The sequence below is a fragment of the Agrobacterium sp. 5Ca39 genome (genome assembly GCF_055382365.1).
The window spans coordinates 880,376-892,361 of record NZ_AP026437.1 but is presented as its reverse complement, the minus strand read 5'-3'; the positions used below and the strand labels follow the sequence as shown (position 1 = coordinate 892,361).

9 protein-coding genes and 1 pseudogene are annotated in these 11,986 nt (G+C 52.4%); 1 reads left to right on the top strand and 9 read right to left on the bottom strand.

Annotation, left to right across the window (positions count from 1 at the left end; genetic code table 11):
- Window positions 1-186: 186 nt before the first annotated feature.
- The 7 genes and pseudogenes from ACZ47E_RS17780 to ACZ47E_RS17750 form a co-directional block, all read right to left on the bottom strand.
- Window positions 187-1,176 carry a lysylphosphatidylglycerol synthase transmembrane domain-containing protein gene (locus ACZ47E_RS17780; RefSeq protein WP_464017093.1) on the bottom strand — a complete coding sequence of 330 codons (990 nt, stop codon included), beginning with the start codon at window positions 1,174-1,176 and terminating at the stop codon, window positions 187-189.
- Window positions 1,173-1,880 (bottom strand): glycosyltransferase family 2 protein, encoded by a 708-nt coding sequence (locus tag ACZ47E_RS17775; RefSeq protein WP_464017092.1) that lies wholly within the window; start codon window positions 1,878-1,880, stop codon window positions 1,173-1,175. Before ACZ47E_RS17775 ends, ACZ47E_RS17780 begins: the two co-directional genes overlap by 4 nt.
- Window positions 1,877-2,893, bottom strand: a complete 1,017-nt coding sequence (locus ACZ47E_RS17770) for an NAD-dependent epimerase/dehydratase family protein (protein ID WP_464017091.1) — start codon at window positions 2,891-2,893, stop codon at window positions 1,877-1,879. Before ACZ47E_RS17770 ends, ACZ47E_RS17775 begins: the two co-directional genes overlap by 4 nt.
- Window positions 2,893-3,897: a GDP-mannose 4,6-dehydratase gene (gene gmd, locus ACZ47E_RS17765; protein WP_464017090.1), complete on the bottom strand. Its 1,005-nt coding sequence runs from the start codon at window positions 3,895-3,897 to the stop codon at window positions 2,893-2,895. The genes ACZ47E_RS17770 and gmd overlap by 1 nt, the downstream gene beginning before the upstream one ends.
- Entirely contained in the window at window positions 3,894-5,108 is a 1,215-nt protein-coding gene (locus ACZ47E_RS17760) for a DegT/DnrJ/EryC1/StrS family aminotransferase (protein ID WP_464017089.1), read from the bottom strand. The genes gmd and ACZ47E_RS17760 overlap by 4 nt, the downstream gene beginning before the upstream one ends.
- 205 nt (window positions 5,109-5,313) lie before the next feature.
- Window positions 5,314-6,834, bottom strand: a complete 1,521-nt coding sequence (locus ACZ47E_RS17755; protein WP_464017088.1) for a hypothetical protein — start codon at window positions 6,832-6,834, stop codon at window positions 5,314-5,316.
- 952 nt (window positions 6,835-7,786) lie between these two features.
- Window positions 7,787-7,972, bottom strand: a pseudogene (locus tag ACZ47E_RS17750) (hypothetical protein); the annotation flags it as partial.
- Window positions 7,973-8,317: 345 nt separating this feature from the next.
- On the opposite strand from ACZ47E_RS17750, the gene ACZ47E_RS17745 reads away from it, so the two are divergent.
- Window positions 8,318-10,081 (top strand): ABC transporter ATP-binding protein, encoded by a 1,764-nt coding sequence (locus ACZ47E_RS17745; RefSeq protein ID WP_464017087.1) that lies wholly within the window; start codon window positions 8,318-8,320, stop codon window positions 10,079-10,081.
- 81 nt (window positions 10,082-10,162) lie between these two features.
- Here ACZ47E_RS17745 and ACZ47E_RS17740 read toward each other — a convergent pair whose 3' ends face one another.
- Both ACZ47E_RS17740 and ACZ47E_RS17735 read right to left on the bottom strand, forming a co-directional pair.
- The gene (locus ACZ47E_RS17740; protein WP_464017086.1) at window positions 10,163-10,933 is read right to left on the bottom strand and encodes an IclR family transcriptional regulator; all 771 of its coding nucleotides are present in this window, start codon (window positions 10,931-10,933) and stop codon (window positions 10,163-10,165) included.
- 114 nt (window positions 10,934-11,047) lie between these two features.
- The gene (locus ACZ47E_RS17735) at window positions 11,048-11,875 is read right to left on the bottom strand and encodes an ABC transporter ATP-binding protein (protein WP_464017085.1); all 828 of its coding nucleotides are present in this window, start codon (window positions 11,873-11,875) and stop codon (window positions 11,048-11,050) included.
- Window positions 11,876-11,986: the final 111 nt, after the last annotated feature.

The following is an 11,986-nucleotide window of genomic DNA, read 5'->3' as shown; positions in this document are numbered from 1 at the left end:
GATTTCAGCCCTACGCACTTCCGATCGGGAGTTTGTGCATCTACTGAAAAATACGTGGCACTTACAAAGCTGTCCGAACCAGAAGTATATTCAGTCCAACTGAAGTTTACCCACGCCTACACTCGTAACGACTTTGCATCACCTCCGTAGACAAGCTTGCCGCCGTTTCAGAAAGCGAGATGGCTCTCAGCCATTTGGTGCTTTGGCTATATCTTCATTTTTGAATGTAAAAAGCCAGAGTACCGCGCCTGGAAGACTTGCGATGAGATATGCTACGCCTAGCAAAATCGAAGCAAGAGCCGCGTGCCCGCCATCGACACCATAAGCTGAAAAAAGTCCAACTGACGCCACCTCACGTAGGCCCCATCCACCGATCGAGACTGGTATCATCTGAACAAATGTAAGAGCAAGTGCCACGGTGACTATAGCAAAGGTCGATTGATCTATAACAAGAGCGCGCGCTACGATGACGAACGCCAAAGCCGAAAGGAGATGAACACCTACAGCATTAGCAAGCACGATAAGGCTATTAGTACGACTGTTGAGTATAGTAAGCATGAAACGCAGGCCAGTTGCGATTTTCACCGCGAGCGGCCACTTGTTCAATTTCCGCGGAAGCGGCTGCGCAAGCCGCCGAGCAAGAACGTAGACGATGACAAGACCCGACGAAAGCGCCAAGCCAAACAAGATAGTTAGATGTCTGTCAACTAGGCCATCTATATAGAAGACGGAACCAACCGAGAGCATGGCGAGTGCAACGAGCGCGACCAAACGATCAACAACAACGCTGGCAATCGAGACATTGATGGGTACACCGCTACGCTGTGCATAAAACACTCGAATGGCATCGCCCCCCACACCGGCCGGCAAAAACTGGTTCGCAAATACGGATACCCAAGTGATATTAATCAGTCCACCAATAGGCGGGCACATGTTGTATGCAATCAGCACCTGTCGCCAGCGGATGCCGATCAATACCGGCTGAAGAAGCAAGACCGCCGCGGCGCAAATGATCGCGGCGATATCTACGGATGTGATCGCTGGCAGCTGTGAACTGAACTTGAAATAGAGGACCACCAAAATCGAGACGGACACCAGGGTTTTGAGCGCGGCCGGCAATGACAGTAAAACGCGCGAGCGATTTTCTCCTATGATCCCACTCCTCAAACCAGTCATGACACAGTCGCTTTTATAAACAATTCTCGCCAGAACGCCTTGATAAAGCGGAGCCCAGTGGGAATACTATGCGCCTGTGTGCCGCCAGCCACTCGCTGATGCTCAATGGTCGGAAACTCAGCGATCTTGAGACGGCTTTTGAATGACCTCATTGTCATCTGATACTCGATCGTGTAGTCGGATGCATCTAAGGCTAAGCGACTCGCAGCAGAAGCAGTAATTGCTCGATATCCGTTGATGGAATCAGTTACGAACTTCCCTTGCCTGCGGAATGCAATATTGGCCAGAATGTTAAATAGATTGTTAGCCCACTTTCTGGGCTTGAGGAAATTGACGTCCTCCTCATTTACCGCGCCCTTCATCATTCGTGACGCAATTACTAGATCGGCACCACTTTCAAGCAGCGGCCGAAATCTAGCCAAGTCATCGACATCTTCGTTACCATCCGGAGAAAAGAACAAATATGCATCAGTATCTAGCCGGTCGAACGCAATAAGGAAAGCTTCCCCCCGTCCGCGCTTGCTTTGACCAAGGACTGTTACGCCACGCTCCATAAAATATTCGACTGTGCCATCCGTAGATCCGCCATCGATAACGACAACCTCATCGAATCCCGAATCGGCACCTGGCGCTGGCAGCCGTGGATAGATGATCTCCACACATTCTCGTTCATTTCGGGTGAGAATGCACAAGGTTATTTTCATGTCAGATACCATTCTATCGTTTTACGGATGCCGTCTTCAAAGCCGACACGCGATCTGTAGCCTATCAATTCCTCGGCTAGACGAGTGTCGCTGGCTCGGCGTGGCTGACCAGTTAATCCCTGAGGATCGAAAACGGGCACAATTTCCGTCTGCTTAACTTCCCCTACGACCTTGGCTATTAGGGTAGCCGCTTCGAATATCGTCGTTTCCTGAGAGGACCCGATATTTATTGCAATGCCATCTGGCGCACGCGCTGTCACTTCAAGCAGACCCCTAGCGAAGTCGTCAACATAAAGGAAACTGCGAGAATGCGAACCGTCTCCCCAAACCTTAAACCTTCCATCAGGGCTCTCGATTGCCTTGCGAATGAGCGCAGGCAGAACGTGCGACGTGCTTAGATCAAAATCGTCTCGAGGCCCATATGCATTGTAAGGACGAGCAATAGCAACGGAAAGACCGTATTCGAGTATTGCCGATTGCCCAACGAATTCCTCCATTCGCTTGGCCCACCCATAGCCCGCATTAGTTGGCTCCGGTTGATCTAGAAAACCTTCACTCTCCGGCGTCGGCACTGAGCAGTGCCGCGGATAAACACACGCTGAACTCGTCGCAAGGAAGCGTTCCACACCTGCCTCTGCAGACGCGCGTACCGCATTGAAGAAGAGTTCCATATTGGCCATGAACATGGATGCGGGATGCGACGCGTTCCATTCGATGCCCGCTACCGCCGCGGCAAGGTTCAGAACTACCGACGCCTTTTTTGCGACGGAAACGGTAGTCGAATAATTGCTGATATCGCCTCGAATGATCTCCACGTCCTCGCCGGCGGCTTGAAGAAAGGCCGGCTGGTCCTGTCGACTTAATACAATTGGCGACGCACCCAGTGCAATCAAGTGTTCGACAACGTGGCTACCGATGAAACCGGAACCGCCGAACAACGCGACACGTCGCCCCTTGAAAAAAGATCGTGTCTCCGGGTGAAAGTCGTCGGCAGTAAGCGGGCTACGATACATCAGGCGACCATCCGATGCGCTTGATTTTCCAACTCGAGGTCAGCGACTACCATCATGCGGACAAGTTCGTCAAAGGAAGTCCTTGGTTCCCATCCAAGCTTCTCTTTAGCTTTGGAGGCGTCACCGATAAGGAGATCAACTTCTGACGGACGAAGATAGCGAGAGTCGAACTCCACGAAATCGCGCCAATCAAGGCCGACGAGTTTGAAAGCACGGTCGAGAAAATCTTTCACAGTCCAAGTCTGGCCAGTAGCTACTACGTAATCGTCAGCGTTATCCTGCTGCAACATCAGCCACATTGCCTCAACATAGTCGCCAGCAAAGCCCCAATCACGCTTTGCATCGAGATTGCCCATGTAGAGTTTTTTGTCCTTGCCAGACAGGATCCTTGCTAAGCCGCGAGTGATTTTGCGGGTCACAAATGTTTCTCCACGGCGCGGGCTTTCGTGATTGAATAGAATTCCGTTCGAAGCATGTAGGTCATAAGCCTCGCGGTAATTCACAACCTGCCAATGAGCGTAGACTTTCGCGCAGGCATACGGCGACCGTGGATGGAATGGCGTCGTTTCACTCTGCGGAACCGCCTGAACGAGTCCGTACATCTCCGATGATGAAGCCTGATAAAAACGCACAGTTTGAACCGCACCAACATTGCGAATGGCTTCCAGCATCCTAAGGGTACCAAGTCCAACCGCATCCGAGGTGTAAACTGGCTCATCGAACGATACGCGAACGTGGCTCTGAGCGCCGAGATTGTAAACCTCGTGCGGCTCAATGATCTCGATGAGCTTTTCTAGCCGACTGCTATCCGTTAGATCTCCATAATGGAGCTTAAGACGAGCGTCACTTTCATGGATGTCTTTAAAAAGATGGATGATCCGACCGCTATTGAAGGATGACGAGCGTCGAATGATGCCATGCACTTCGTAGCCTTTACTCAAGAGCAACTCAGCCAGATAAGAGCCATCTTGCCCTGTTATTCCGCTAATCAACGCACGCTTCATTTGAAATAATCCATCACAGCTTTGGTTATGTATGTTACGTCGTCGGCGCTCATTAGCGGGTGTGTACCCCAATAGAGTCCCGTATCCATCACCCTATTTGCACCGTCCAGCGGGGCGGGCACTACATGCTCTACGACATTCATGGCAGGTTGGCGGGCGAGATTGCCACAAATGACCGGTCTTGTTTCAATACCCCGTTCTTCGAGGTGTGCCTGTAGCGCATTGCGTATTTCCGTGCTCTCGCAGAGAACAGGGTAGCCAAAAGGCGCGGCATCACAACGCTCGCTAAAACTCATCGTTATAAGCTTGCCCGATTCACACAACGGCTTCAGGGCAATATCAAGAGCCGCCCCAATCTCGCGCCGACGGTCGTTAAAGCGGTCGAGCTTGCCCAGTTGAACAAGACCAATCGCGCCATTGATTTCGGTAGGGCGTACGTTGAAACCGGTCGTAACAAAATGAAAACGGGGATCAATATGGGGATTGGCATCAAGATACCTATTTGGATTGCGCATATGTCGCGTCCAGCCATGCGACCGGACCGCGGTCAAAAGATCGGCAAGCTCATCGTCATCGGTGACCACCATACCACCTTCAATGGTTGTGATGTGGTGAGCAAAATAGAAGCTATAGGTTCCTATATCGCCAAATGAGCCGACCTGCTTGCCGTCCCACCGCACACCTAACGACTCACAGGTATCTTCAAGGAGCCAAATATTGTGGCGATCCGCGATCTCGCGCACCGCACTTGCATTAACCGCACCGCCAAGCACGTGAACAATTGCGATTGCCCGTGTCTTATCCGTAATCGCAGCCTCAATGGCTGCGGGTTGCACCTGAAGCGTCAACGGATCGCAGTCAACGAAGACAGGAACGGCCCCCGCCTGGACAAATGGCCAGACCGTAGTGGACCATGTCAGCGCGGGGACAATAACCTCGCTGCCCGGCTCAATGCGACGACGCCCCTGTGGATCATTAAGCAATTTGTTTGCAAGAGCAAACGTCGCGATCAAATTTGCCGACGATCCGGAATTGACCATAAGCGCATGTTTGGAGCCGACATAACGCGCGAATTCAGCTTCGAATTCAGCGCATTTCTTTCCCATCGTAAAAAAGCCGGAATCCAAAACGGCTTTGGCCGCGAGTATCTCCTCCTTGTCCATCACATTCACATTCAGTGGTATTACCGGATCACGCGCGCCAGTCTTCATTGTAAATCAAATCCGCAGGTTATCTGTTTCTCAAAGTCCGCCACCCTCTACCGAAAAAGCTCCTCCCCTGCAATAAGAAGCTACGGCTGAAACGAATCGGGCCGTCGAGGACCCTAGAGTTATGCAAGCGAGCTTCCCAGGCAGAAATTAGCGAAGTGGCCTGTCACTCCCCTTCGAACGTCTAAACGCGAAACTGCGGGGCAGCTTAAGGTGCTTGCTTGGCAAAAATGTGGATCGAGGAATCAGCCGAGAGTTCTTTAGTCACTTTGTCAGAAACTCTCAAACTCTGCTCGAAAACGGAAGCATATCTGTTGGCCCAGTCTGGCGCATCACCTGGGACCGGGAACTGCCCTAGAACATAATCGGCAGTTGCCAACTTCTCGAGGGACTTCTGCGGCGATTTTTCGGAAACGACGTCATAGACAACTGTTCTAATTTGCAACTGCGAATAGTCCTTCCATTCTAACTGCTGGGCTAGCAACAACGTCTCGATGTTGAAGTGGGCACTATCAGTCGCAAGATATACCGTGGCCGTTGCATTCGCAGGCAACGATGCAAGTGCAGCCACACTGGTTCGGAGTTTTTCAAGATCGAGACGCCCCACCGCAGGGACAGCAATGAGCAAAGCGCATAAAAATTGTGTCGTCGGCGAGGCGCCCATGGATGACGAACTGCTCCGCTGAGGAGCAATCGAACAAGCAGCACAAAATGGCAAGGTTAGCCAAACAAGCCAAAAAAAACGGGGATCCTTGTTTGGACTTGTCGATGAGATGACAAAGTAGACTAAAATCACTAATGCAACTAGAAGACCTGCTATTGCTCGTTCTCGCTCTAGCCCGCGCGCTACGGCAAATATCAAGAGAAGAAAAATCCCGACCCATAAACTCCAATTTTGGGCAGAGCTGTCTAGTATAAATCTTAATGGGGATAGACCATCGTTGTAAAAGGACGAAAGCGGCCCGAAAGACGAATTTCTAGCATGAGCAAGATAAATATCGCCGTAACGAATAAGAGCGATCGCTAATGGAATTAAAAACACCACAAGGGAAAATAATTTTATTACCGTCATATTAAGGCCGCTGCGTAAAATCGATATCCATATCGCTATCGGTGCTACGAGTATTGCAATAACGGCATAGGTTGTTTTGGAGAGAATTCCTATCGTAATCAGAAGAGCCCAAATTAGGCCGCGCTTCACCGATTCAGCGGGCGATAATGTCGCATTTTCATACTCAACGAACACGAACGCAATAGTACAGGCTACAATGATCGCTAGGAGCCCATCAACCATAAATGGGGCTCCGCTTGACCACATAGACGAAGTGGTAATCGCGAAACAAGCAGCCACGAGAATGGCTATGTGAGGGACCTTTGCAAGGCGCAGGAAATAATGCAGAATCAATATCAAAGTGGCTATTGCCAGCGATAAAATGAACGGCGCAACGCTCAAACTTTCTATCCGAACTGCACTTGGTCCGGCGGGTATCAACAGCATCGCCATGATAGGAGATTTAGCAATCTGCCCCATGCAGCCGTCGATCCCTTGAAGGTTGGCATTCCAAAAAGATCTCGCCAGACATACCCCGTTATGGAGAAAAAACGTGTCGTCCCAACTGGGATTAATGCGTTGCCAAGAATTTGCCAACGGGGACAAAATAATAAGGAAAATTATGGCCTCAACGCGCCGCACTCCACATGACAGCATCTTTGTTATTTCCCGCTCCACAGCATTTCCTTTTGTGTGTTATTAACAGACCGCAGCGTCAATAAGTGTGGCTTCTAGTCTTGCGACCCGGCCGTAGCAATGGCGAACTAGTTCCGTACCAGCGTCTTTTCCGCCTCCGGCATGCGATTTCGAGACTATTCTTCGTCCGAAAAATTTTGCGGATGACCCAGAGCGATGAGGTTGTTTAATCGCGGCAGGCGCGTCAACAGGAAATTTTTTAACCATCCGTCTGCCGTGTGCATGGTTGTCTGCACGGTCGACATGAGGCGCGGCATGATCGAGCCCCCCAGCACGTCCTTCAATGTGGACGACGCATTCAACCGAGAAGCCGAAGCATGTCATCAACGAAATGGCTCGCTCCCGTCGCAGCAGGGCGCCTAAAAGCGCTCAGTTTTTAAACACTATTCTCTACTACGCTGTTACGTGCGCAGGCGGATTAAGCCGAGGAGTAGTCTAACGCCTTCCAGTGGCTCGCCATAAGTGCCCGACACCAAACGACCTGCTTTCCAGCGCAGCCTGCTTGTCGATCGTCATCGTCCGCCCAAGGAGGTACCAGCGGGCTTTCTACGAAGCCGGGTTCGGTGATATGTCGTACATGATTTACCTTATCCACATTCCCGTGTTGTTCGCCCTACAGTTTTCAGGGCTTCCCTATCCCTCGCTGGTCGTTGCCATCACAATCATAGCGTCAGTGCCTCTATGCTACGTGAGCAATGCAGTTGACCGTAAGATCAGGCAGGCATACCCGAGCAAGAAGCTTAGCGTTGGCTTAGCGACCTAAGGGTCTGGCCAGAATTCATGGTACAGATCAATGAGAGTACCATCATATTCGGCCTCATTGCTGACGCCCGATTTGGACTGATCTGCAACCAGATAATTAAGCTTCACCTTTCCGTTCCACTCGAGGAAATCGACATCGGATGTACTTATCCCTCATCTTGGTCGTCCGGCGCTAGGCGTTGAATGCCGTCAGATGTGGGTTGCCGCCGAATAATTGGATATGGACGAAGCCATTTGTACGCGCCATCGCAGTGATAAATGGGCTGTCCTCGATCCGGGCAAGGACACGCCTACCGTTGAGCTTTGCAGTGATGATCAATGTTGCCATAATGTCGGTACGGTCAGCGCCGCGATCCGATCGTAAGCACACGGTGAAGGGACGAAACCGGGGAAGACTAGCTTCGCCCGTCCACTACCTTCGAGTCGAGCCCTGACATATTGACAGACAGAATGAGGGAGACTATCTGCAGGCGACCAATATACGTCATCGAGTTGGAGCTATTAATCCTAGCAGATGCAGGTTTCCCGTATTTCTGTTCCGCGCTCACGATCTCTACATCGCCGCGCGGCCTGGATTGATGGCCTAACGAGGTGAATTCGAGTGACACGCTGACTATGTGGCAAAATGATTAACTTTGCCATAGGACGGTGAGCAAATCTTGCTATGCAACTCTATTTATCTTGAACTCGCAAGGATATTGCAGTGATCGGATCGTTTTTGTCGCCAGACGACAAAAAGCTGCTAACGCGGCTGTTTAAGGAAAATTTCAAAAAACACGTTGGCTGGTATTCTGCGGCGATTGCTGCGATGCTCGTTGTCGCTGGCATGACCTCTCTCAGCGCATGGATAATGCGAGATATCGTAAACAGCGTTTACCTAAAGCAGGGTTTCAATGTAGTTCTTGAGATTGCTTTTGCAGTGGCGGCCATTTTCATAGTGAAGGGCTTGGCCACCTTCGTGCAGAGCTATTATCTAAGCAAGGCTGGCAACAGCATCGTTGCCGAGCAGCAACGTAAGATTTATGACCGGCTGTTAAAACAAGGGGTGTCCTTTTTTCAGAACCTGCCTTCTTCCGAACTGCTAGTGCGTGTAACGTACAATGCTCAGGCCGCTCGCAGTGTAATCGATACAATCGTCACTTCCTTTGTCCGCGACCTCTTCTCACTCCTCGGCTTGATCATAGTGATGTTCGCCCAGAATTTCCTTCTCAGCGCGATCTCCATGATTATCGGTCCGTTGGCGATTCTTAGCGTTCGTTTAGTCCTGCGTCGCGTTCGTAAGATTATGGAAGCGGAACTCGCGTCGCTCGGCGAAATTGTCAACGTTGTCCAAGAAACCAGCATCGGCGTGAGAGTGATCAAAGCTTTTTCTTTGGAAAAACTGATGCGTCAACGAATGAATAAAGCGGTTTCTGACGTGGAGCTTCGGGCCAATGGTATTGCCAAGCTCGAGGCAGCTACGAGCCCGATCATGGAAACTTTGTCTGGTCTTGCTATCGCGGTCGTAATTGCCGTTTCTGGATATACGGTGCTTGAAAAAGGCGGCTCCCCCGGCGATCTGATGGCATTCATTACCGCTCTTCTCCTAGCCTACGAACCGGCTAAGCGGCTTGCGCGAATGCGCGTACAGATCGAAGGCGGGATGATCGGCGTGCGTATGATGTTCGAGGTTCTGGATGCGCCGCTGACACTGATGGAAAAGAAAGACGCAGTAGCGCTCCCGAAGGCAAGCGGCGATGTCGAACTCAAGAACGTCAACTTCGAATATGTTTCTGGCCAGCCCGTTCTCAGGGACGTCAGCGTCCTTTTCGAAGGCGGCAAGATGACTGCGCTGGTCGGCCCCTCTGGCAGTGGCAAGTCGACTATCATCAACCTCATGATGCGTCTTTACGACCCGCAGAACGGCTCCGTTGAAATCAACGGCACGGATCTGCGCGATGTTTCCTTCGCCAGCCTGCGCGAGCATGTTTCTTATGTCGGCCAGGAGACCTTCCTGTTCTCCGGAACGATCAAGCACAACATCTCCGTCGGTCGCGACAATGCAACGGAGGAAGAGATCATCGCTGCAGCCAAGGCCGCAAATGCGCATGATTTCATCATGAAGATGCAGGACGGATACGACACCAGGCTCGGTGAGAACGGCTCCGGCCTGTCGGGCGGTCAGCGCCAGCGCGTGGCCATTGCTCGGGCAATGCTTAGAGACGCGGATATTCTGATCCTCGATGAAGCGACGAGTGCACTGGATTCCGAATCCGAATCCCTCGTGCGCGATGCGCTGGAGCGTCTGACGCTCAACAAGACATCCATCGTCATCGCCCACCGCCTTTCCACCATCAACCGCGCCGACAAGATTGTCGTCATGGACAATGGTGAAGTGGTCGAACAGGGCAGCCGGCGTGAATTGTTGGCGAATGATGGTCTTTACAAGCGGCTCCACAGCATCCAGTTCGACGCCGACGTCGCTTGACACCAAAATGAAATCGGGCGGCTCTGCCGCCCGCGTTGCTTTTCGGCTATCTCAAGCTTGGCCTAAGAGAGCCGGAGATTGCTACCAGGCGATTTCCATGTCACTCGCAGCCCTTGCCAGAAGCGGCAATATCTCCGCCACACGCTCATCCGTAAGACGAGTTAGCGGCGCCGCCACGCTCATGGTTCCCACGACCTCTTTCCCCTTACGAATGGCGACAGCGATTGCCCCCACTCCCTCTTCGGCTTCGCCAACTGCCCGGCCGTAACCGAGACCGGCAACGGCATCGAGTTCCTGGTTTAGCGCTTCGATGGTATTGATGGCGTTTGCAGCCTGCTGGCCAGGTTGGCCGAGCCCGGCTTCAAGGGCGATTCTCAGCGCCCTCTCCCGCTCCAGGCTCGCCAGCCATATTTTACCGTTCGCCGTCGCATAGGGTACAATGCCGGCGCTCATATCGGGTTCAAACACCAGGCCTGAGCGGCGACCGCGAGCGGAGCCGACCCAGACAAGCGTATTATTCTGCACAGCCGTCAAACGAACGAGTTCGCGGGTGCGTTCGGCGAGCGCATTCAGGATCGGTTGGCGCAAATCCGAGACCTGCAGTCTCGTCAGTTGTTTCTGGCCCACCAGCGCCATGCGCATGGTTAGAGCGTAGCAATCGCTCTCGGGGCTCTGCCAAGCCCAGCCATTCTCGATCAGGGAGGTGAGGATGCGATGACATGCGCTTTTCGGAATGTCGAGTTGATGAGCGACATCGGATAGTTTGAGCGGTTCCTCGGCCAAGGCGAGGAGCTCCAGCATGGCTATCGTTCGCTCGACACCGCCGCTTGGTACATTGATCGTCCTGTCCATTTCATTCTCCGGTCGCATATGCGTCGCGATTTTCAATCAAAAGACAACGCTTCATCAAGAAGATGCAGGGCCTTTCGCGTCTTCCTCTTTGGATAGGCGAAAGGTCCGATCGTTTCAGGCATGGCGTTGCAAAATGCCGCGCGAAAGGAAAATCTCGGTAATCTCTTCGGATTTCTCGATGAATTCCGGCTGCCGCCGCGCCGCCAGCCCACGCGGCCGAGGCATGTCAATATCCAATATCCTCTCGATTCTCCCAGGTCTCGGGGTCATGACGATGACGCGATCCGCGAGAAGAACTGCTTCGTCGATGGAATGGGTAATGAAGACGACTGTCATTCGATTCTTCAGCCAGAGTGCTTCCAAATCGATACGCATCTGTTCGCGCGTCAGCGCATCCAACGCCCCAAAGGGCTCATCCATCAACAGCAGCCGTGGTTGCAGAAGCAGAGCGCGGGCGATCGATGCGCGCTGCTTCATGCCACCGGAAAGTTCATGCGGATACCTGTCGGCGAAATCCTTCAAACCGACAGATTCGAGAAGCGCAAGCGCATGCGGCCGCAATTCCTCGCGGTTCCGCCCGGTCATTTCGGCTGGGAACAGCACATTGTCGATGATCGTTCGCCAGGCGAGAAGCACGTGATTCTGGAAAACGATGCTCATACCGGGCGGCGGTTCCTTGGAAACGTCGCCGAAAACGGAAATCTCCCCCGTGCTGGCGTGAGAAAGCCGGGAGATCAGCCGCATCATCGTCGATTTGCCGCAGCCGGATGGGCCGACAATCGCGACAAACTCCCCGTCACCAATCGTCAGGTCAAGTTTTTCCAAGGCCACGACAGGCGCGTCCGCATGCCCGAAATATTTGCTGACGCCCTTTAGCAAGACGCCGGGCTCATAACCGGTCCCGTCGTTATTCTTCTGCAACATGCGTTCCTCCCGCTGCATTTCATTCTCCTGCTGCCTCCGAAATAGCACTTGACGAAACATCAGTCCATATGGAACGTTGTTCCATGAATACAAAATTGTCCGGCAACGAGCGGGCAATTCGGGAGGAAG